Genomic DNA, 22712 nt, shown 5'->3' with positions numbered 1-22712 from the left:
GCCTGAGCTTGGCGACTCTCTGAGTCGCTATTTTTTTATCTAATTGATTATTCTGGTGCAACTCTGACTCGAGTTGGTGCAAGTTTTTAACCGTTTTACAATAACTTAATGCTATCTCATTGTTATTCAATGGCTATTTATCTTGGCCTAAATAATGCTGTGAATTGGCTGTAAAACTTGGCATTCACAGTGAGGTCACCGTCATGAAATATTACAGTCGTCGTTTAGTCAAACCTGAACATTTAAATCCTGCAAATACCCTATTTGGCGGCCAGTTATTGAGTTGGATTGACGAGGAGGCGGCCATCTTTGCTGCGTGCCAGATGAAGAGCTCCAGCCATGTGACTAAGCTGATTTCTGAAATCAATTTTATGACGCCGGCGCGGCAGGGGGATGTGTTGGAATTTGGTTTGGAGCTTGTCAGCCTTGGGCACAGTTCCATTACGGTCAGTTGCCAAGTGCGTAATAAGATGACGCAAGCGCCAGTAGTTAGTATCGATAAGATGGTGTTTGTAAACGTGAATGCCCAGGGCTTACCCGTGCCTCATGGTATTCGCGCCAACGCGGCCTAAGGATTGAGCCCCGATAAAGCAGAGTGACGCATGGGCGTCACTCTGAATCTTCCGTCAGTTCTTCTTTAACCGATTTCACCGCATCCCGTGAGGCATGACCAATGGCTTTGGTGGTGTCGCGGGTGGCGTGACCAATCTCTTTTGTCACATCTTTAGTGGTGGTGCCAATGGCGCGACCCGCATCCTTTAAATCGGCGCAGGCTGTGGTGGCCAGTAGCAGTGGTAGTATTAACAGCATCGCTTTTTTCATTGTACTCATCCTGATAACGCACGTTTGTTAGGCAAGATACCAAATACTGCTGTACCGCGCCTTAATAATCTGAAAATCCAATTATCGGAGCTCCAATCTTTGTAGCCCAATTATTAGATTAGGGATAATGAATCAGTTTGCTTGAGTGAAGATGAAATGTCTTCATCCAAGTTAACGAGGCGTGGGTCTGTGGCGGATGAGTGGCGGTTTAGAATGAATTGATTAGCAAGGTCAGTAAAACAAAATGCCAGAGTATTAACCCTGGCATTGTTGCTATTTAACTTAGCGATTAATCGCTTATGTGACATGTCACTCCCAAGCAAAGCATTATGAGGCTTGGTCGAGTTTCGCTAAACGCTGCTGATAGTCATCAATCAGGTGCTGCATAATTTCTTCTGGGGCGGCATCGTCGCAGCAGGTATCGAGGAAGATTTTAAAGGTGACCAGCGCATGACCATCATTTTTAAGCCTATCGCTCTGCATGGAGAAGTAGGCTTCTTCATTATCGGCTTTGCGGACTACAAACTTACTGGTTTCGAAGGATTTACTGCCTGAGAGTTCATGCCATTTGGTGATACGGTTTAAGGCAATTTCACTGGATTGGTTTAATTCGATGTGGTTTAACCAACTCACTGGATGTTCGGGATCTTTGTAATGCGGACATCTAACTGTGTAGTTATATACATGAGTAATTGCTGTCATAGCGTACCTACCTGTTGAGGATGTTGCTGCCATCATAGGCATCGTTTTTGAATTCGGTCAATCATTAATTGCGCTGATATCGCCCGAGTTAAATCACAGTTTTTACAAGTATTTTTGGTTAAAAATGAGTCAGTTAATTCATTTCCATTCAGTGTTATTTAGCATGAGTTTTTAACGAATATCTATGTGCTATCTCTCAGTTTTGCACTCAAATTCGTTTTTGCTTAATTACTGCGCAATAAAGCAGCAAATAAGCGATAGGATCTACATAGTGCAGTGAGCCATTAAACAGTAGCAAATTATTGGGGAGGTGTAGGGGCGGGTGCTAAAAGGGACAGAGGCCCATTCCTTAGAATGGGCCTCTGAGCTGGCTTCATCTTTTGCAGGGAAAAAGCGAACTAGAGCCAGTCTAGCGGATTTGTAACAGCATGTAACCCACCAAGATCACGTTTTTACGCTATTGGGACGATTTTTCGATCTATGGGATCCCAACTGCCGAAGATTAAGGCGCTACGGCGGTTTTTTACATTATGGCGTAGTGCAAAATTGGCTGGTTCAGCCCAAAAGAAAGGCCCAAACAAGATCCCTTGTTTGGGCCGATTCTCATGTCGTTAGCTTGCGCTAGCCGAACAACATCCTGTCAATTGGCGCGCGACAGACGGCGTTAATGCGAATGCTCTATAACGCGGGTTTATAACGCGTTAGTGAAGATCTGGCAGATCTCTTCATGGGTTGCCTGTTTAGGGTTAGTGAAACCACAGGCATCCTTTAAGGCGTTTTCGGCCAGCGTTGGAATATCTTCCGCTTTAACCCCGAGTAACGTCAGGTTTTCTGGAATGTTTACCGCAACGGATAGGGCCTTAATCGCGGCGATCGCCGCCGCAGCACCTTGCTCATCGGTCATATTGGCTACATCGACACCCATGGCCTTCGCAATATCTTTTAAGCGATCTGGTACCACTTTGGCGTTGTATTCTTGCACATGGGGTAATAACAGGGCGTTACATACACCGTGGGGCAGATCGTAGAAACCGCCTAATTGGTGCGCCATCGCATGCACATAACCTAAGCTGGCGTTGTTAAAAGCCATCCCCGCTAAGAATTGTGCATAGGCCATCTGCTCACGGGCTTCAATATCTTGGCCTTGTTTTACCGCATTCACTAAGTTGCCTTGGATAAGTTCAATGGCTTTAATGGCGCAGGCATCGGTAATTGGGTTCGCAGCGATAGACACATAGGCTTCAACCGCGTGGGTCAGCGCGTCCATGCCTGTTGCAGCTGTGAGGCTCGCTGGTTTTTTCAGCATCAGCTCAGGGTCATTCACAGACAGTAATGGGGTGGTGTGTTTATCGACAATTGCCATTTTGATATGGCGAGCTTCGTCAGTGATGATACAAAAACGGGTCATTTCACTGGCGGTGCCAGCGGTAGTGTTAATGGCCACTAATGGCAGCTGTGGCTTAGCGGATTGGTCTAACCCTTCATAGTCTTTGATGCTGCCGCCGTTGGTGGCAACAAGGGCGATACCCTTAGCGCAATCGTGGGGTGAGCCACCGCCTAATGAAATCACAAAATCACATTGATTGGCTTTTAATAGCGCAAGACCAGCTTCGACGTTGCCTACGGTTGGGTTGGGTTGCACGCCATCGAACACGGTTGAAGTAATGCCGTTTTGACCGAGTTTTTCGGCCACTTCACCGACCAGACCAATCTTGACGAGAGGCTTATCCGTCACGATTAACGCGCGTTTAAAGCCTAATGTTTTGATATCTCCGATAGCATCATCGACGGCGCCTTTGCCTAATACGTTGACGGAAGGGATAAAAAATTTAGCAGCCATAAGTCCACCTATTTGCTTGTAAATTAAATTTGTTTCTTTCTGGTGACCAAGCTACCAATTAAGGGGTATGCAAGATGTGATCTAGATCGGCTTAGGCAGTTTATTGAGGTGAAATTCCCACTAAAGTTGGAACTAGATAACTAAATAATGAACTTTTATGACAGGGATCAGGCTTGATATACGCTATGTTTTTTAAGGTTTTTTTCAGCTTTTACTTGTTTAGTTATCCTAGGACGAATGTGCGATAAAATTACCCGCCGAGGTGAGTTGTGGCTGAGTTTCTGGTAAGGTGCGGCCGTTGGGTTGATGAGGAGCACGCGAAGCACGATGGAAAAATACGAACAACTGCTGATTTCACTGCGCAGGGTGATCCGCGCTATCGACATTCATTCCCGGCAACTCAATAAACATTCAGGCCTGACGGGGCCGCAGTTAATGGTGATGCAGAAAATTGCCCAGCTCGGCGCTCCCTTAGCCAAGCAGGTGGCCGAAGAAATCACCCTCAGCCCAGCCACTGTGACGACAATTATTGATAGGCTCGAAGGGCGGGGATTAGTGATCCGCAAGCGCAGCGAGTCCGATAAGCGCAAGGTGCATTTACATTTAAGTGAGGCGGGGCGGGCATTATTGCAAGAGTCGCCTAAACCACTTCAAGAGCACTTTATAAAGCAATATCAAAATCTTGAAGAGTGGGAGCAGAGTCAGTTGCTCTCATCGGTGGAGCGTATTGCCGCCATGATGGACGCCGATAAAATTGATGCCGCGCCTATGCTGTTGGTGGGTAAAATTCAAGGGGACGAATAATCCCCTTTTGGTGCTAAATAATACAAAAGCACTGTATCTACAGTGCTTTGTTATTTTTGCTAGGCGGCGGGGCAGTTCGTTTCCGTCACGCTATTGATCAAAATTTCATTCACTGGTGTGTCGCTAAAACCATTGCTGGTTTTGGTCGGCACAATGCTTATCTGATCGACCACATCCATTCCTTCGACGACTTTACCAAACACAGCATAACCATAGCTGCTCGCCGAAGCATCGAGCTGCGGATTGTCTAACACATTGATAAAGAACTGTGATGTCGCTGAGTCTGGCACTGTGGTACGCGCCATCGCGATAGTGCCGCGTTTGTTGCTGATGCCGACGGCTGCCTCGTTTTTAATCGGCGCGCTGGTCGGCTTGCTTTGTAATCCCGTGGTGAAACCACCGCCTTGGATCACAAAGTTATTGATGGTTCTGTGGAATAAAGTGCCGTTATAGAATGACTTATCGACATATTGTTTAAAGTTTTTACCCGTGATCGGCATATGGGTGAGGTCGATGGCTAAGGTCAAATCCCCCTTTGTGGTGCTCATTAAATAACAGACATCGGCGCTTAAGCTCGGTGGGGTTGGATCGGGAGTCGGGACCGTTGGTGTTAATTCATCGTCGCCACTGCCGCCGCAGGCGCCAAGGGCCAAACTCAAACTGCTGGCGAGTAAAAGTCCCGTGATTCTTTTCATATCAATTTCCTTATTTTGCATCGTTCGCCATTTATTCCTGCCACTTTGAATGATGTAAGTAGCTGTAGATAAATGTTGCGATTAGGTGTTGTTTTTGTTTTGAACGCGCATAGTGACAGAGCGATGAACTGGAGTTCAAGATGAAAAATGCAATTGATACAAAGTGTTGCAGCTAGTTGCTGATACGGGATTGGGAGTTTGCGCTGGGGATTCAACCTCGGCGATACTTCATTAAATACAGCTCCAAGATAAGACGCTGTTTTGCTTGCGCCATTTAAGCGCGTTGCACCTTTTTTAATCACTCCCTGCTTCAAACTAGTGCGTTTGCGAGGTGGCCCCATGGCCCAAGGCTTGGGCGATAAAGGCACGCATTTTATTCAAGATGCTGATTTATAAGTTTTCTTTGTTGTCATTTGGCTGACACAAATCTGTCTTCATGCTGTTATTTTGCGCTGGCATGGTTACTGCCTATCTAAGGCTATGGATGAGCAGTCGCGGGGGCGACAAATATGGGGCTGGAGAAGTTGCTGTATTTGCGGGGCGTGGGAGCAGACTTTACCGACTGCTTCGGCCAGTACATCCGCATTCCCGAGGCTGACAGGCAAGGGATTTTGACCTGTATGTTGCAGGAGAAAAATACTCAGGCCTGCGAGGCAAAGGATGAACCATTAACGAGTTTACCCAGTGGCGATGAGCTTGACGCTCAGGTATATGAACTCGATGCACACCATTGGACACAAGTGTTGCCGGCGTTTCATTGGTGCTATGTCGACGAACCTTGGGTCTGTCTGTATTTACCTCAATCTTACCGCGGCGATCTGCTGTTCACCTTTACCTGTGAGCAAGGGGAGAGGGTTATTCTCGAGGTGCCGTTTTCGGCGCTAAAACCGATTGGGGATTATCGTATTCAGGCGCAGGAATTGGCACAGTTTGGCAATAGTCCCTTTGCCAATGAGTGTCAGTTCCTGCAATACCGCCTCGACCTCTTAGGTCATGAGTTTCATTGCCGTGATGCGGGCGATGCTGCTGAGCAAGATAGCAAGGCTGAGCTGCGCCGTTCATGGGAAAATGTCAGCGCCGCGCCAAACACATCTAACAATAAAGACAACTTAAGTGATTTATCTTGCTTGGGATTGGGCTACCACACTCTGAGCGTCAGTTTGCTTGGGCTGGCAGATGATCAGCAAGGCCTTGCATCGACAAGCACCCCAGCAGCAAGCAACTCATCAGCAAGCATTTCGGCAGCAAGTAAGGCGACTGAGTTCCATGGCACTTTTATGGTGGCACCGAGAACCGCCTATCAAGGGGTAATGAGTGCTGTGGCTCAAGGAAAGCGCCATAAACCGTGGGGCGTGAGTCTTCAGCTCTATAGTCTGCGCAGTGAAAGCCAATGGGGCATGGGCGACTTTGGCGATTTAGAACAACTTATCGGTTTAGTGGCCGAATATGGCGCCGATTTCATTCAACTTAATCCATTGCATGCCTTAGATATTGCCGCGCCGGAACATCCGAGTCCCTATAGTCCCTGCGATCGTAGAAGGCTGAATCCGCTGTATATTCATTTACCTAGCGTGTCTGAATTTGAGCCATTAAAAACGGAGTTTGCGGCGAAAGAATGGCAAGAAGCCATTGCCCTACTCAACGCGGAGAACTGGCTCGATTACCCCAAAGTCAGCGAGCTTAAGTACCGCGCCTTTGCACGTTTATATACTGTCTTTTGCGAACACCATTTACAGCCAAACACACCCAGGGCGCAGCGATTTGAGGATTTTGTTGCAGAGCAGGGCGCGCCGCTCAGGGAATTTGCCCAAGCCGAATCGCTACGTAGCCCAAGGGCCATCGCGCAGGACGAAGGCTTTTATTTATATCTACAGTTTGTGGCCGAAGATCAACTGCAATTGTGCCAGCTCAAAGCCAAAGAAGCGGGAATGGGCATAGGGCTTATTCGTGATTTGGCCGTAGGCGCCGCGTTGCAAGGCGTTGAGGTTCAAGCCAATTCGCAGCAGTTCTGCTTAAACGCCAGCATAGGCGCGCCGCCAGATCCCTTCGCGCCGCAGGGACAAAACTGGGGACTTACGCCCCTCGATCCCGTCAAGCTAAAACAGCATCAATATCGCCATTTTATTGAACTGACTCGCGCCAATATGACCCACTGCGGTGCGCTGCGAATCGACCATGTGATGGGGCTGCTGCGACTCTGGTGGTGGCCACTGGATAAGCGCCTCGGCCATGGCGCCTATGTGTATTACCCGGTCGAAACCCTGTTGGCGATTCTCTGTCTCGAGAGTCAACGCGCCCGCTGCGTGGTGATTGGTGAAGATTTAGGCCTAGTGCCGCCCGATATTATTCATCGCCTGTATCAGGCGGGGGTTTACTCCAACGAGTTGTTCTACTTCTGCAAAGACCATCAAGGCTTTAAGCCGCCGAGCCACTATAAGTTCCAGAGTTTGATGATGCTGGCAAACCACGATGTGCCGACGTTAGTCGCCTGGTGGACGGGCAGCGATTTGCACCTGAGGCGACAACTCGAACTGTTCAATACCGACGAGCAATTAGGTGAGGCCTTAGCCGGACGTGAGCAGGAAAAACACCAGCTCGCGCAGTGCTTAATCTCCCAGGGCTTATTGCCGGAGACAGATATTCAACAGATTGATATTGAAGATTTATTAACGGCGTGGATGCCCTTTGGTGCCTCGGGTAACAGCGCACTTTACAGTGTGCAATGGTGCGATCTGCTCGGGGATCGCCATGCGGTGAATATTCCCGGCACTTGGCTCGAGTACCCCAATTGGCAGCGCCGATTGCCCATCAGCCTAAGCGAAGCTGCAGCTAGGCCTGCGCTGGCTGAGCGTTTGCAACGCATTGCTGCGGCAAGACATTTGCCAGAAACGGCTGCGCATACAGATACCCTTTGACTAAAAATGGAAGCCAAATGATGACTCAAGCCCAGACTTACTTCTATGACGGTAGCGATGTCGCGCTGTTAAACGGTCAATATACGGATGTGTTTTCCCTGCTCGGTATGCACAGCATCAACGAGGGTAAGGCCTTGGTGGTGCGCTGTTTTTTACGCAACGCCCAAAAAGTTGATGTGATAAGTCTTAAGGATGGCCGTAAGGTGGCGAGCCTTGAGCGCGTCAATGAGGCGGGACTATTTGCGGGCACGCTTGGCAGACGGGTTAAGCCTTTTTTGTATGCGCTACGGGTGACTTACCCCCTTTGTGAGCAGGATATTATCGATCCCTATCAGTTTGGTTCCCTCCTCGATAGTCAGGACTTATACCTCTTCGGTGAGGGAAGCTCTGAACAGGCCTATCGCTTTTTAGGTGCGAACTGGCGCCAAATCGATAGCGTCGAAGGCGTGCATTTTTGCGTATGGGCGCCCAATGCTAAGCGGGTTTCTGTGGTAGGGGATTTTAACCACTGGGACGAGACTCGCCATGTGATGCGCCAACATATGGCCAACGGCTTATGGGAGATTTTTCTGCCAGATGTTGCCCAAGGCGCGCACTATAAGTTTGATTTGGTTTATCAAAATGGCGAGCGCCACGCCAAATCCGACCCCATGGCGACCCAAATGGAATGTGCACCGCATAATGCCTCCATAGTGCCGAAAAAACACCAACATCCTTGGGCGGATACACAATGGATGCACAAACGTGCGACCACGGCTTGGCATCGCGCCGCTATGTCTATCTACGAAGTACAGCTAGGCTCTTGGCGCCGAAAAGGTGAGTTCGGTGAGCAATATTTTGATTATCAAGACTTAATCGAACAGTTGATCCCCTATGTGAAGGAGCAAGGTTTTACCCATATCGAGTTGATGCCAGTCAGCGAGTATCCCTTCGACGGCTCTTGGGGGTATCAACCCGTTGGACTGTACGCGCCGACCCATCGTTTTGGCGATGCCAATGGCTTAAAGGCCTTTATCGATGCCTGCCATCAGGCCGAGATTGGCGTGTTACTCGATTGGGTCGCGGCGCATTTCCCTAAGGATCCCCATGGCCTTGTGCGTTTCGATGGCACTTGCCTCTATGAACATGAAGACCCGCGCAAAGGCACGCACCCCGATTGGGATACGCTGATCTATAACTACGACCGCGGTGAGGTGCGTAGTTTTCTGCTCAGCAATGCCTGCTATTGGCTGCGGGAATTTCACTTAGATGGCCTGCGGCTCGATGCTGTGTCATCCATGTTGTACCTCGACTACAGCCGCGAACCCGGGCAATGGCTACCCAATGCCTATGGCGGACGGGAGAATTTAGAGGCGATTCATTTTCTGCAAATGTTGAATCAACGTTTGTATCAAGCCTTCCCCGGCATTTGCATGATAGCCGAAGAGTCGACCGCCTTTGCGGGGGTGACTAAGCCGACGGATAGCGGTGGGCTGGGGTTTGGTTTTAAGTGGAATATGGGCTGGATGAACGACAGCCTAAGCTACCTAGGCCGAGATCCCATCTATCGCCAGTATCACCATAACCAGCTGACCTTTAGTTTGATGTATGCCTATTCAGAGCAATTTATGCTGTCGATTAGCCATGATGAAGTGGTGCACGGCAAGGGCTCTTTGCTGCATAAAATTCCCGGCGATGATTGGCAAAAATTCGCCACCCTCAGGGCCTATTACGGCTTTATGTGGGGGCATCCGGGCAAAAAACTGCTGTTTATGGGCAGCGAGTTCGCCCAGCGTGACGAATGGAACCATAACCATAGCCTCGATTGGCATTTGCTTGCCTTCGAGCCCCACCAAGGCGTGCAGCGCTGGCTTCGGGATCTGAATCAGCTTTATCGCCTATTCCCCGCTTTATCTGTGCTCGACTATGAGTCGCAGGGGTTTCGCTGGCTCGATTGTGACAATGGTCGCGACAGTATTTTTAGCTTTGTTCGCTATGGCGAGGGCAGTGATGTGCCCTTAGTGTTTGTGGTGAATATGACGCCCACTCTGCACCAAGGATTTCGTATCGGCTTGCCCCAAGGCGGGGATTTCTGTGAGTACCTCAATAGCGACAGCCATCTCTATGGTGGCAGCAATCAGGGGAATGCGGGCAAGGTGATTGCCGAAGATTTACCTTGGCAGGGCATGGCATCGAGCGCGTTGATCACTGTGCCGCCTCTGGGTTGCTTAATCCTCGGGCCTGCGACGGATACGCCAAGAGATACCAGCCTATGACGAATCCTGTGCCTGTAAATGCTGGTGGCTCAACCGCCTATAATCTGAGCGCGGGGCAGCCCTTTCCCTTGGGGGCGACGGTCGATGATGGCGGGGTGAATTTCGCCCTGTTTTCGGCCCATGCCACTGGGGTGGAGTTATGTCTGTTTGATGCTCAAGGCGAGGTGGAAATTCAACGCATCGCCTTGACGGAGCAGACCCAGCAAATCTGGCATTTGTATGTGCATGGACTGAGTGTCGGCCAGCTTTATGGCTACCGTGTTTATGGTCCCTACGAGCCGCAATTAGGCCACAGATTTAATCCGCATAAGTTGCTATTAGACCCCTACGCGCGCCAGCTCGTGGGACGCTATCACCACCATATCGCTAATTTTGGTTATGAGATTGATAACCCCAACGAGGACTTATCTTTCAGCACCTTAGATAACGCGGATTTTGTACCTAAGTGCAAAGTGGTCGATACTCGGCCCCTTTTTGATGCCGCTAAGGCGCATGCTATTCGGCCACTCTCAAGCAAGCGTGAGCCACTAGCGCTTGAGCAGTGCATTATCTATGAGATGCACTTAAAGGGATTTACCGCGCTGCACCCTGAGATAGATGCGCCGCTGCGTGGCACCTTTGCCGGGCTGGCATCGAATGCCGCGATAGATTACTTAGTCAATCTCGGAGTGAATTGTGTCGAGTTACTGCCAGTTCAGGCATTTTTCTCCGAGCCCTTTCTGCTTGAAAAGCAGCTATCTAACTATTGGGGGTATAACAGCATAGGCTTTTTTGCGCCTGAGCCGAGTTATCTCTCGAGTGAGGATATTGGCGAGTTTCGCACTATGGTGGATGCGCTACACGGCGCGGGTATCGAAGTCATTCTCGATGTGGTCTATAACCACAGCGCCGAGGGCAGTCGCCTCGGACCGACCTTTAGCTTTCGCGGTATCGACAATCTGAGCTATTACCGCCTGCATCCAAACGATAAACGCTTTTATATCAACGATACCGGTTGTGGTAATACCTTAAACCTCAATCATCCACGCATGTTGCAGTTAGTGCTAGATTCGCTGCGTTATTGGGTCGAAGTGATGGGCGTCGATGGCTTTCGCTTTGATTTAGCCGCTTGTCTTGGCCGTGAAGCCTATGGATTTGACCCCGGAAGTGGTTTTTTTGATGCGTTGCTGCAAGACCCCGTGTTGTGCCGGGTGAAGCTGATTGCCGAGCCTTGGGATATTGGCCCGGGTGGGTATCAATTGGGTAATTTCCCGGTGGCCTTTAGCGAGTGGAATGACAGATACCGCGACACCATGCGGCGTTTCTGGCGGGGCGATCACGGCATGCTGCCCGAGTTTGCGCGGCGATTTCATGGCTCGGGGGATTTCTTTGAGCATAGCGGCCGCCCTCCCGCCGCCAGTATCAACTTTTTAACCAGTCACGATGGTTTTACCCTCAAAGATTTAGTGAGTTATTGCGAGCGGCACAATTGGGCCAACGGTGAAGAAAACCGCGACGGCCACCATGAGAACTTCAGTCATCACTATGGGGTAGAGGGCGACACTGACGACGCCTCCATTCTCGCGCTGCGCGCCCGCCAGCAACGCAATCTATTGACCACATTATTCTTATCCCAAGGGGTGCCCATGTTACTCAGCGGCGATGAGGCGGGCCGCACCCAAGGCGGGAATAATAACGCCTATTGCCAAGATAATCCCTTGAATTGGTTAGATTGGTCATCGGATGGCATGGATAGCTCATTGCTGAGTTTCACCTCGCAGTTGATTGCTTTACGCAAACGCTTCCCGCTCTTGTGTTCCAAACGTTTTATCCATGAGCAGTTAGTGGCCAATGCCTTCGATTGGTCTTCTGAGTCATCTTCAAGCCATGCTGTAAACCCTGTCTCAACTCCAACGGGGGCGAGGCTGGATTGGTTTAGCCGCCAAGGTGAGCCGATGAGCAAAAGCCTGTGGAGCGAGTCCATGGGCCGCAGCCTCTGCGTGGTGTTATCGGGCAATTTAACCGCTACTCAAGCACAGACTCAGGGTGACAACCTTCAAGCGCTGCTATTGATGGTGAATGCCGATGAGCATCCCTTGGCCTTTACTCTGCCAGTTTTTGACGGTTTAGGGCCTTGGCAATGCCTGCTGCATACCCAAACCGACCCACAATTTTTAACTCCCACTGAGCCGCTGGATGCTCAGTCCTCACCGACGCGGTACTTGTTACAGGATCGCAGTCTTATGCTGTTTCATGCTGATTTTATAAGGAATTAACTATGAGTCATAACAGTGAGCTGAGCCCAAATACCAGCGGCGTTCCCCCAAAAAAACGTGCCACTAAGGCCGCGCCGAGTCAGCCAAAAGCGACACTCGAACCCTGCGAGCCCTGTGATGCCCTGCCCGCGACCTTTAATCGCCATGTGCGTTACGGTTTAAGCCGCGGCGAAGTGGCTCACGGTGAGTTATTTCAATCTCTGGCACTCAGCGTTAAAGAGCAAATGTTGGATGAGTGGCGTGAGACGCGGATAAAAGATAGCTGCTATGACAACAAGCAAGTGGCCTACTTATCGTTGGAGTTTCTCATGGGCAGGGCATTAGGTAATGCCTTGTTAAATTTAGATTTAGAGCAAGACAGCCGCGAGGCGCTTAGCCAATATTCCGTGTCTCTTGAGGAGCTTGAGGAGGCCGAACACGACGCAGGGTTAGGCAATGGTGGCCTTGGGCGACTCGCCGCGTGTTTTCTCGATAGCTGCGCCAGCATGGATTTATCCGTCACGGGTTATGGCATTCGTTACGAATACGGTATGTTCGCCCAGAAGATTGTCGATGGCTATCAGGTGGAGCGTCCAGACCGCTGGCTGCGGGAGGGAAATCCCTGGGAGGTACGCGTTCCGCACCATAATGTGACGGTAAAGTTCTTCGGTCACACCGAATCCTATGTCGATAAACAAGGGCGCAGGCACATGATTTGGGTTGACACTCAAGATGTGCTCGCCGTGGCCTATGACATGCCCGTGCCCGGTTATCGCAATGGTCGGGTGAATAGCCTCAGACTCTGGAAGGCCGAAGCAACGGATGACTTTGATTTAGCAGAGTTTAACCAAGGGGATTACACTGAGGCGGTGGCGTGCAAGAACCTCGCTGAACAAATCACTATGGTGCTGTACCCCAACGATGCCAGCGAAAACGGTAAAGAGCTGCGGTTGCGTCAACAGTACTTTTTGTCCTCCGCTAGCTTACAGGCGATTTTGAAGCGTTGGGTGCATCACCACGGCCATGATTTCAGCGATTTTGCCGCGAAAAATGTGATCCAACTGAATGACACTCACCCCAGTATTGCCGTCCCCGAATTAATGCGGCTGCTGGTGGATGAATATGGCCTCGAATGGGACGCCGCGTGGGCGATTACCAGCCAAACTATGGCCTATACCAATCACACATTGTTGCCCGAGGCGTTAGAGCGCTGGCCCGTGCGTATGATGGCGCTGATGTTGCCGCGAATTTTAGAAATCATCTATGAAATCAACGCCAGATACCTCGATTTAGTTGCCCACCACTGGCCGGGAGATGGCGCCAAGCTGGCGAGCATGTCGATCATTCAAGATGGGCCCGATCCCCATGTGCGCATGGCGTACCTAGCCATAGTGGCGAGCTTTTCGGTAAACGGCGTGGCAGCGCTGCATACCCAGTTATTAAAGTCGGGCCTATTTAAGGATTTTTATAGCCTGTGGCCGGAGAAATTTAACAATCGCACCAATGGCGTGACCCCAAGACGTTGGTTAGCCCACTGCAATCCCGCGCTCGCCAAACTGTTAACCAGCCATTTAGGCAAGGGCTGGGTGACGGACTTAAGCCAGCTGACGGCGCTCAATGCTTTAACCCAAGACGCCAGTTTTATTCAAAAGTGGCGTGAGGTGAAACAAGCCAACAAGGTGCAACTCGCCAAGATGATCGCCAAGGAATGTGGCGTTGAGTTTGACCCTGCAATGCTGTTTGATGTGCAGGTTAAACGGATCCATGAATACAAGCGTCAGCTACTCAATATTCTGCATGTGATCCATCTCTACCATCAAATCCAGCAGGGGCACACAGAGCACCTAGTGCCACGCTGCGTGCTGATTGGCGGTAAAGCGGCGCCCGGTTACTTTATGGCGAAGCTCATCATCAAACTCGCCAGTAATGTTGCCCATATGGTCAACTGCGATCCTGTGGTGGCGCCTTATCTGCGCTTTGCGTTTCTGCCCAATTACAACGTCAGTGCCATGGAAAAAATCTGCCCCGGTACCGATGTCTCCGAACAAATCTCCACCGCGGGTAAGGAGGCCTCGGGTACGGGCAATATGAAGTTCATGATGAACGGCGCACTCACCATAGGCACCTTGGATGGCGCCAATATCGAGATGCTCGAAGAGGTGGGCGAGGATAACTTTTTCCTCTTTGGCCTCAACGCCGAGCAAGTGACCCAAATGCGCTGTGATTACCAACCACAGCGGATTATCGCCGAGTCCCACGCCTTATCCGAAGTTATGGCCTTACTCAAGAGCGGCCATTTCAACCTGCTGGAACCGGGTATTTTCGACCCCATTATCGCCTCGATTGAAAGCCCGGATGATCAGTGGATGACGGCGGCGGATTTCGACAGTTATCGCCTCGCCCAAGAGGCTGTGGCTAAGGCCTATAAAGATCCGAAAAAGTGGACGCAAATGAGTATTCGCAACACGGCGGCCAGTGGTCGCTTCTCCAGTGATGTGACGATTGCTGGCTATCGAGATGATATTTGGAAACTGTAACGGAGAGGTTGATGAGCAAAGGAATGCGCAGTTGTATGCAATCCTGCGGCCTTAGGGCGGCAGGGAAGAGTGGTTGTGAAGCAATCGGCACTGATGTGCTATTTGGGGAGTAGAGCCTATGTCTAATGTACGTTATATCAGTAATTTAACTCGTGAAACCTATGCATTGATTCTGGCTGGTGGCCGAGGCTCGCGTTTACATGAACTCACCGACTGGCGCGCTAAACCCGCGCTGTATTTCGGGGGTAAGTTTAGGATCATCGATTTTCCGCTGTCGAATTGCATCAACTCGGGGATCCGCCGCGTTGGGGTGGTGACCCAATATAAGTCGCACTCGTTAATTCGCCACGTGATGCGTGGTTGGGGCCACTTTAAAAAGGAATTAGGTGAGTCGGTGGAAATTCTACCCGCCTCACAACGTTACTCTGAGAATTGGTATCAGGGCACGGCCGACGCGGTATTCCAAAATATCGACATCATCCGCCATGAGCTGCCCAAGTACGTGATGGTACTCTCGGGTGACCATGTGTATCGCATGGATTACGCTGGCTTACTGGCGGCCCATGCCGAATCCGGCGCCGATATGACAGTCTCCTGCCTCGAGGTGCCCGTGGCCGAAGCGGCGGGCGCGTTTGGGGTGATGGAAGTCGATGACGAGATGCGCATCTTAGGATTTGAAGAAAAACCTAAGTATCCTAAACATTCCCCAGGCAATCCTGAGAAGTGCCTCGCCTCGATGGGCAACTATGTGTTTAACACTGAGTTTTTGTTCGAACAGTTGAAGAAAGACGCGCAAAATGCCAATTCCGATCGGGATTTTGGCAAAGACATTATTCCCTCGATCATTGAAAAACATAAAGTGTTCGCCTATCCCTTTAAGAGCGCCTTCCCCAACGAGCAAGCCTACTGGCGCGATGTGGGCACCTTGGATTCCTTCTGGCAGGCCAATATGGAATTGTTATCGCCCACGCCCGCCTTAAACCTCTACGATGCCAAATGGCCGATTTGGACCTATCAGGAGCAATTACCTCCTGCTAAGTTTGTGTTCGACGATGACGATAGACGCGGCATGGCGGTGGATTCGATTATATCCGGCGGCTGTATTATCTCGGGGGCAACCGTGCGCCGCAGTGTATTGTTTAACGAGGTGCGGGTTTGTTCCTACTCAGTGGTTGAGGATTCAGTCGTACTGCCCGATGTGGTGGTGCTGCGCCACTGTAAGATTAAAAACGCCATCATCGACAGGGGCTGCATCATCCCCGAAGGTACTGTGATTGGTTATAACCACGACCATGACAGGGCAAAAGGCTTTAGGGTATCCGAGAAAGGCATCACCTTAGTCACCCGCGATATGTTAGGGCTGCCCGTGGGCTATGAGTAAGGCCCAAGCCGATAATTTGCTTGAATATTAACCCTGTTGGAGTATGAAGTTAGGTGAAACGCATATTAATGGTCGCGGCGGAAAATGGGGCGCTGAAAGGGGCTAAAGTGGGCGGGATGGCGGATGTGATCCGTGACTTGCCCCAAGCCCTCGCGGGTGTTGAAATCCAAGCCGATGTAATTATGCCAAGCTACGGATTTTTAACGGGCCTAGGGGCCAAACTTATCCATGAGTTTGAGGTGAGTTTTGCCGGGCGACAGGAGCCGATTAAGTTGTATTGGCTAGCGCACCCCAAGGTGCAGGGCGCCAATATTTATTTGCTCGAGCATGGGCTGTGGCAATCCAGCCCCGGGCAGATTTATAGCCAAGGCACGAGTGACCGCCCCTTTGCCGATGATGCGACTAAGTTTGCGCTGTTGTGTGCAAGCGTAGCCAAAGCCTTAGTGGCGGGGCTTGTGCCTATGCCTCAGCTTTTACATTTACACGACTGGCATACGGGATGTTTAGCCATGCTGCGGGCGCTGGCGCCCGAGTATCAAGCATTGCAAAGCATGGAATGTGTGTTTTCGATTCATAATCTTGCGCTGCAGGGGATAAGGCCACTGAGCCATGATACCTCAAGCTTTGCGGCTTGGTATCCTCACTTATTCGCCCAGTTGGATGAGGGCCAGCGCGCCCAGATTATCGACCCCCGTTATCCCCATTGCATCAATCCGATGCGGATGGGAATTACGCTGGCGGGTAAGGTGCATCTCGTCTCACCCACCTACGCCAAGGAAGTGTTGCTTCCGTCTCGCCCCGAGTTGGGGTTCTTCGGTGGTGAAGGTTTAGAGGCGGATTTACAAGGCAAAGCCGAGCAGGGGCGAGTGCTTGGCATTTTAAACGGTTGCGAATACCCAGAGGCTTTAGCGCAAACCTCCCTCGAACGTATGGGATTAACCGAGTTTAAGGAACTACTGAGTTGCATCGAGTCGGCCCTAGTGCAGTGGCAGGGCTGGCGACGTCAGGTGAGTGGCGTCGATATGATTGCCTTTACGCGGCTGCAAGCCTTGTGGCGTCAGGCCTCTGCGGGGGAGTTTCCGGACTTTCTGTTGACCTCGGTTGGCCGGCTGACCGATCAAAAAGTGTTGATCCTGCGCCATATATTACCATCTGGCTTATCGGTATTAGAGACATTGCTACAACAGTTGCAGCAAACGCAGCCTAAGGCACTGTTTGTGCTTTTGGGCAGTGGAGCCCCTGAAATAGGACAATTTTTTCAAACCCTTGCGGCCAAGTATGCCCATTTTGTATTTCTGCAGGGATACCATGAGGAGCTCTCCCAGTGTCTTTATCAAGTGGGTGACTTGTTCCTGATGCCAAGTTCCTTCGAACCCTGTGGTATTAGCCAAATGCTCGCCATGCGTAGTGGTCAGCCTTGCCTTGTGCATGGGGTTGGCGGATTGCGGGATACGGTCGAGGATAATGTTGATGGCTTTGTGTTTTATGGCGACGACATCAAGGCGCAGGGTGAGGCTTTGCTAGCAAAGCTTGGCGCCGCGCTGGAGACATTTGGCGGTAATGATTGGATGCAACTCAAACGTCAGGCGAAAGCACGACGCTTCGACTGGCACGGCATAGCCCTCGAATACCAGACTCGGCTCTACGCTTAAGCTTGCCTACACGGGATTTTGGCCGCGTGCCAAGGCAAGATTTTGTCGGCAAGCCACTGTAATTAGATCATGATTTGTAAGCAATTCTGCTACACTTGTGAGGGAGAGTTTTCGTAAGATAATCCGTTCCCTCATTTTGGAGTTGCTTCCACATCCATGGATAAAAGCATTTTCTTACCCTTAGTGCAAAATGCGGCGTTACTGCTTGCCCTAGTGTTTTTGTACGATGCGATTCCTAAAAAGCATCAGCGGCAGTATTTTCTTCTGTGGCGGCTGGGGATCGGATTACTCATAGGTGGCATAGGCGTCACGATTATGAGTACCCCATGGATGTACGAACCCGGCATTATCTTCGATACTCGCTCAGTACTCTTATGTGTTACCGGCCTCTTTTTTGGTGGTTTGCCTACTGCGGTGGCGGTGATTATCACCGGAATTTATCGTTACAGTATTGGCGGCGCCGCCATGTGGGTGGGATTAGGCGTGATTATGTCCTCGGGCTTGATTGGCGTACTCTGGCGTCAACAGCGTAAATCTTACCTTGCCAATATCTCGGGCAGAGAAATCTTCAGTTTTGCCTTTGTTGTTCACATCGTTATGTTGTTGTGGTTCTTTTTGCTGCCGGACAAGATTGCCATTCCCGTGCTGCAAAAAATCATGCTGCCTGTGCTAACCATTTATCCCCTCGCGACTTGGCTACTGAGCCGTTTGCTATCCCGCCGTTTTGAGCTGGAGCGTGACGAGCAGATCGGTTTGCAGGATGATTTTTTATTCCGCAGCCAATTTAACGTCGGCAACATAGGGATTGCTATTACCGGCGTTGACCAAAAGTGGATCAAGGTGAATCCAAGGCTGTGCCAAATGCTGAAATACTCAGAGGATGAGCTGCTGCATATGACCTGGAAACAGCTCACCCATCCCGATGATGTCGAGGCTGATATCGTCAAGTTTGAACTCATGCTCGCGGGCAAGATTGATAACTATGAGATGGATAAGCGCTTTATCGCCAAAGATAACTCGATTGTATATACCCATATGACGGTCGCCTGTAAGCGCGCGAATCATAATGTGTTATTGGTGATTGCGGGCTACTTGGATGTCACCGCACAGACTCTGGCCGATAGGGAAGTGCTCGCCAGTCGTGAGCAACTTGAATTGGTGTTAAGCAGTAGCGACTTGGGCGTTTGGGACTGGGATATCCGTAATGACCATATCGAGCGTAACGCCCGCAGCGCCGATATCCTAGGTTGCGATATCGACATGCTCAATGCCAATAGCCGTCAATGGATGGACTCGATTGTGCCCGAAGATAGACCCAAGGTGCTGCACTCCATCGAGGCCCATATTCGCGGAGAAACGCCGCAGCATAAGATGGAATATCGCTTAAAAACCCTCAACCGCGATATTCGCTGGATTTTAGATACCGGCAAAGTGGTGAGCCGCGATGCCAATAACAATGCCTTGAGGATGTGTGGTACTTACACGGATATCACCGAGGCCAAGCTTATCGAAGAATCCTTAAAGCTGTCGGCACTGGTGTATGACAACAGCTCCGAGGCCATGAGCGTGCTCGATGAAACCGGTATTATCATCACAGTCAACGCCGCCTTTACTGCTATTACGGGTTACAGCGAGTCAGAAATTCGCGGCCAGCATATTCGCATGCTCTACTGCGACCTCAACGGTCACGGCTTTTATACCGAGATGAATAATGAAATCCGCGAAAAAGGCGAGTGGCAGGGGGAAATGCGCCAGCGACGTAAGAACAACGAAGAGTACGTTATTTGGCTCACCATCAACACCATCAAAGATAAAGATGGCCAACCTTATCGCCGTGTGGCGCTGTTTTCCGATATCACAGATAAAAAACAGAGCGAGCATTTGATTTGGAAACAGGCCAACTATGACACGCTCACGGGCCTACCGAATCGGCGCATGTTGCTCGAATATTTGGGCGCCGAAATCAAGAGTGCCGATCGCAATCGCAATCACTTTGCCTTGATGTTCCTCGATCTGGATTACTTTAAAGAAGTGAACGACACCCTTGGCCATGCCATGGGGGATCTATTGCTGATTGAAACCGCCAGTCGCTTAAAATCCTGTGTGCGGGATACCGATGTGGTGGCTCGCCTCGGTGGGGATGAGTTTACTGTGGTGCTGAGCGCCATGGAGGATCACAAGGGCATTGAGCGGGTCGCCGAACACATTTTACGCCGCATTGCCGAGCCCTATGTGCTGGGGGAAGAAACCGCCTATATCAGCGCCAGTATTGGTATCACCCTTTATCCCGATGATGCGACTAGCATTGAAGGCTTGCTCAAACATGCTGATCAGGCCATGTATGCGGCGAAAGATCAGGGCCGCAATCGTTTCAATTACTTCACCCCTTCGATGCAGGAATATGCCAAATATCGGATGCGCTTAATCCAAGATTTGCGCCAAGCTGTGTTGAATAAAGAATTTGAACTGCACTACCAGCCGATAGTGACCATGACCACGGGCGAAGTGCTTAAGGCCGAAGCGCTATTGCGTTGGTTCCACCCTGAGCGGGGTTATGTTTCCCCTGCGGAATTTATTCCCGTCGCCGAAGATACCGGGCTGATTGTCGAGATTGGCAACTGGGTCTTTGAGCAGGCGGCGCGCCAAAGTGCCCAATGGCGTAAGACTCTGGGGGTTGAAATTCAAATCAGCGTTAACAAATCCCCGATCCAGTTTCGCGATGAAGGCACGCTGCTGCACAATTGGCTGGAATTATTGCAGGAATTGGATGTGACAGGCACAGGGGTGTGCGTCGAGATCACCGAAGGGTTACTCCTCGATGCCAGTATGGGCGTGACCGAAAAACTCTTGGCCTATCGGGATGCGGGCGTACAAGTCTCCTTGGACGACTTTGGTACGGGCTATTCCTCCTTGGCGTATTTGAAGAAGTTCGATATCGATTATTTAAAAATCGATCAATCTTTTACCCGCAATATCGACACGGATGAAAGTGACCAAACCCTGTGCGAGGCGATTATCGTTATGGCCCATAAACTCGGGATGAAAGTGATCGCCGAAGGGGTCGAAACCGAGGCGCAGCGCCAAGTGCTGCTCAATGCGGGCTGCGACTATGGTCAAGGCTATTTATTTTCTAAGCCCGTGAGTGCCACCGAATTTGCGCGTCAGCATTTGGTGAAAGAGGCTTAGGTGAACGTAGCTTGAGCGCCGCCTTGAGTTTATGCCTATCTTTTGCCTATAAATGCGCCGCAAATTTTGCTAGACTCCGCGGCCCCGTAAAGGGCATATGGCGGCTGATTCGAATGGCAGTTAATTAGAGTAGTGCTTGATAAAGCCTGCTAACGACGTCGCACTTTATGGAACCAAGCTGTATTTATCGGTTTTGCATTAACACTTCGCACTCACAAAAAGAGCTTTTATGAAATTTGACACACTCGGCTTATCTTCCCCTATTTTGAATGCGATAGCTGAGTGTGGCTATCAGCAGCTCACGCAAGTGCAGCAGCAGGTTATCCCCCTCGCGCTCGAAGGAAAAGACATTATGGCCTGCGCCCAAACGGGCACGGGCAAAACCGCATCCTTTGCCTTACCCCTGCTTGAGCAGCTGTCAAAGCAGCTAAATGATAAGCCTTTGCTTAGGGCGTTGGTGATGACGCCGACCCGGGAGCTGGCGATTCAAGTTTGCGCTAACATTCAGAAATACAGTCAGTTTTTACCTCTGAAAACATTAGCCGTTTATGGCGGCGCGAACATGAATCCGCAGCGTAAAGGGGTGGAGCAGGGCGTGGATATTCTGGTTGCGACGCCGGGGCGACTCTTCGACATTATTGGCCAGTTCCATTTAGATCTCTCGAGTGTGACCACCTTAGTGATCGACGAAGCGGACCGCATGCTCGATTTAGGCTTTGTGCGCGACATTGAAAAGGTAAAACGCCTTATCGCCACTGAGCATCAAACCATGTTGTTTTCAGCCACCTACAGCGATGCGGTCAAGCAGCTTTCCCATAAGATGCTCAATCAACCCGAGTGGGTCAATGTGGCCGAAAATACCACGGCATCCACGGTTGAGCAGCTGGTCTATCGAGTCGATAAACGCCGCAAGGCCGAATTATTGTCAGAGCTTGTCGGGCGCAACAATTGGCGTCAGGTGCTGGTGTTTGCCAGCACTAAGGAATGCGCCGAACATCTATTACAGGAACTCACCCTCGATGGGATCAGCGCGGGCGTCTTCCACGGCGATAAAACCCAAGGCGCGCGTAATCGTGTGCTCGATGATTTCAAAGCGGGCAAATTGCGAGTGCTGGTGGCGACCGATGTGGCGGCGCGCGGCTTAGATATTCAGGCACTGCCCTTAGTGATTAACCTCGAATTGCCATTCCTTGCGGAAGACTATGTTCACCGAATTGGCCGCACTGGCCGTGCGGGACTCTCGGGTCGCGCGATATCATTTGTGTCTCCAGCAGATGATGAGATGCTAGCAGAGATTGAGGCCTTGATTGGCCAAACTCTGCCAGTGACGGTACAGCCCGGTTACGAGGAAGGCACACCGCTGCCTGCGCGTTACCGTGAGGCGCCGACGGCAAGCACTAAGACCGCTAAGTGGAATTACAAGAGCAGTCGCAATACGGGGGCCAAAGGTGCGGGCGGCAGTGGCACTAAAGCTAATGGCACTAAAGCTAATGGCACTAAAGCTAATGGTGCGCGGGGTAAGGGCGGCTTTGGCGGCAACGCCGGATTTGGTCAATCGAGCGAAAGCCAAGCGCGGGCGCGTAAATCGCCAGCCCGTGAAGGTAAATACGCTAAAAATAAGCCGAATACTCAAAAGGGTAAATAATCTCTCTGTATCGGTTTATCCATTTATCAGCGCGCCATTGGCGC

14 protein-coding genes are annotated in these 22712 nt (G+C 50.7%); 10 read left to right on the top strand and 4 right to left on the bottom strand.

All coding sequences use genetic code 11. The features are described from left to right. Nucleotides 1–203: 203 nt before the first annotated feature. Nucleotides 204–572: a hotdog domain-containing protein gene (locus tag N7386_RS15320; protein ID WP_011623516.1), complete on the top strand. Its 369-nt coding sequence runs from the start codon at nt 204–206 to the stop codon at nt 570–572. 37 nt (nt 573–609) lie between these two features. Here the strand turns inward: N7386_RS15320 and N7386_RS15315 are convergent, their stop codons facing one another. The 3 genes from N7386_RS15315 to yiaY form a co-directional block, all read right to left on the bottom strand. Next, nucleotides 610–822: a hypothetical protein gene (locus N7386_RS15315; protein WP_011623515.1), complete on the bottom strand. Its 213-nt coding sequence runs from the start codon at nt 820–822 to the stop codon at nt 610–612. Nucleotides 823–1149: 327 nt separating this feature from the next. After that, the gene (locus tag N7386_RS15310; RefSeq protein WP_086904376.1) at nt 1150–1524 is read right to left on the bottom strand and encodes a cytoplasmic protein; all 375 of its coding nucleotides are present in this window, start codon (nt 1522–1524) and stop codon (nt 1150–1152) included. A gap of 691 nt (nt 1525–2215) precedes the next feature. Beyond that, complete coding sequence (gene yiaY / locus N7386_RS15305) at nt 2216–3364, bottom strand: L-threonine dehydrogenase (protein WP_088210573.1); 1149 nt, start codon at nt 3362–3364, stop codon at nt 2216–2218. Nucleotides 3365–3691: 327 nt separating this feature from the next. Here yiaY and N7386_RS15300 point away from each other — a divergent pair, with 327 nt between their 5' ends. Continuing rightward, nucleotides 3692–4168, top strand: a complete 477-nt coding sequence (locus N7386_RS15300) for a MarR family transcriptional regulator (RefSeq protein WP_041408827.1) — start codon at nt 3692–3694, stop codon at nt 4166–4168. A 59-nt stretch (nt 4169–4227) separates the two neighbouring features. Here the strand turns inward: N7386_RS15300 and N7386_RS15295 are convergent, their stop codons facing one another. Further along, a complete protein-coding gene (locus N7386_RS15295) occupies nt 4228–4863 on the bottom strand; it encodes a peptidylprolyl isomerase (RefSeq protein ID WP_279769502.1) in 636 nt (211 codons plus the stop codon). Nucleotides 4864–5372: 509 nt separating this feature from the next. Here N7386_RS15295 and malQ point away from each other — a divergent pair. The 8 genes from malQ to N7386_RS15255 all read left to right on the top strand — a co-directional run bounded on the left by malQ (nt 5373) and on the right by N7386_RS15255 (nt 22668). Continuing rightward, complete coding sequence (malQ, locus tag N7386_RS15290) at nt 5373–7778, top strand: 4-alpha-glucanotransferase (RefSeq protein WP_279769501.1); 2406 nt, start codon at nt 5373–5375, stop codon at nt 7776–7778. Nucleotides 7779–7795: 17 nt separating this feature from the next. After that, nucleotides 7796–10033 (top strand): 1,4-alpha-glucan branching protein GlgB, encoded by a 2238-nt coding sequence (gene glgB, locus N7386_RS15285; protein WP_279769500.1) that lies wholly within the window; start codon nt 7796–7798, stop codon nt 10031–10033. After that, nucleotides 10030–12288: a glycogen debranching protein GlgX gene (gene glgX, locus N7386_RS15280; RefSeq protein WP_086904373.1), complete on the top strand. Its 2259-nt coding sequence runs from the start codon at nt 10030–10032 to the stop codon at nt 12286–12288. The genes glgB and glgX overlap by 4 nt, the downstream gene beginning before the upstream one ends. A 2-nt stretch (nt 12289–12290) precedes the next feature. Then, nucleotides 12291–14804: a glycogen/starch/alpha-glucan phosphorylase gene (locus N7386_RS15275; protein ID WP_279769499.1), complete on the top strand. Its 2514-nt coding sequence runs from the start codon at nt 12291–12293 to the stop codon at nt 14802–14804. Between the two features lie 118 nt (nt 14805–14922). Continuing rightward, on the top strand, nt 14923–16185 hold the full coding sequence (gene glgC, locus N7386_RS15270; RefSeq protein ID WP_047535906.1) for a glucose-1-phosphate adenylyltransferase: 1263 nt from the start codon (nt 14923–14925) through the stop codon (nt 16183–16185). Nucleotides 16186–16253: 68 nt separating this feature from the next. Further along, nucleotides 16254–17837: a glycogen/starch synthase gene (locus tag N7386_RS15265; RefSeq protein WP_279771043.1), complete on the top strand. Its 1584-nt coding sequence runs from the start codon at nt 16254–16256 to the stop codon at nt 17835–17837. A 156-nt stretch (nt 17838–17993) separates the two neighbouring features. Beyond that, entirely contained in the window at nt 17994–21023 is a 3030-nt protein-coding gene (locus tag N7386_RS15260) for an EAL domain-containing protein (protein ID WP_279769498.1), read from the top strand. A gap of 229 nt (nt 21024–21252) precedes the next feature. Continuing rightward, nucleotides 21253–22668: a DEAD/DEAH box helicase gene (locus tag N7386_RS15255; protein WP_279769497.1), complete on the top strand. Its 1416-nt coding sequence runs from the start codon at nt 21253–21255 to the stop codon at nt 22666–22668. The last annotated feature ends 44 nt before the right edge of the window (nt 22669–22712 follow it).

Origin of the sequence: Shewanella sp. GD04112, from assembly GCF_029835735.1 — a bacterium.
GTDB lineage: Bacteria > Pseudomonadota > Gammaproteobacteria > Enterobacterales > Shewanellaceae > Shewanella.
Note: the sequence above shows the minus strand (reverse complement) of the source record. Positions and strands in the feature narration are given on the sequence as shown.

Coding starts and splice junctions, on each gene's coding strand:
- glgX (WP_086904373.1), top strand. CDS start 10,030: ATGACGAATCCTGTGCCTGTAAATGCTGGTGGCTCAACCGCCTATAAT.
- N7386_RS15295 (WP_279769502.1), bottom strand. CDS start 4,863: ATGAAAAGAATCACGGGACTTTTACTCGCCAGCAGTTTGAGTTTGGCC.
- N7386_RS15300 (WP_041408827.1), top strand. CDS start 3,692: ATGGAAAAATACGAACAACTGCTGATTTCACTGCGCAGGGTGATCCGC.
- N7386_RS15265 (WP_279771043.1), top strand. CDS start 16,254: ATGGTCGCGGCGGAAAATGGGGCGCTGAAAGGGGCTAAAGTGGGCGGG.
- glgB (WP_279769500.1), top strand. CDS start 7,796: ATGATGACTCAAGCCCAGACTTACTTCTATGACGGTAGCGATGTCGCG.
- yiaY (WP_088210573.1), bottom strand. CDS start 3,364: ATGGCTGCTAAATTTTTTATCCCTTCCGTCAACGTATTAGGCAAAGGC.
- N7386_RS15260 (WP_279769498.1), top strand. CDS start 17,994: ATGGATAAAAGCATTTTCTTACCCTTAGTGCAAAATGCGGCGTTACTG.
- N7386_RS15255 (WP_279769497.1), top strand. CDS start 21,253: ATGAAATTTGACACACTCGGCTTATCTTCCCCTATTTTGAATGCGATA.
- glgC (WP_047535906.1), top strand. CDS start 14,923: ATGTCTAATGTACGTTATATCAGTAATTTAACTCGTGAAACCTATGCA.
- N7386_RS15310 (WP_086904376.1), bottom strand. CDS start 1,524: ATGACAGCAATTACTCATGTATATAACTACACAGTTAGATGTCCGCAT.
- N7386_RS15320 (WP_011623516.1), top strand. CDS start 204: ATGAAATATTACAGTCGTCGTTTAGTCAAACCTGAACATTTAAATCCT.
- N7386_RS15275 (WP_279769499.1), top strand. CDS start 12,291: ATGAGTCATAACAGTGAGCTGAGCCCAAATACCAGCGGCGTTCCCCCA.
- malQ (WP_279769501.1), top strand. CDS start 5,373: ATGGGGCTGGAGAAGTTGCTGTATTTGCGGGGCGTGGGAGCAGACTTT.
- N7386_RS15315 (WP_011623515.1), bottom strand. CDS start 822: ATGAAAAAAGCGATGCTGTTAATACTACCACTGCTACTGGCCACCACA.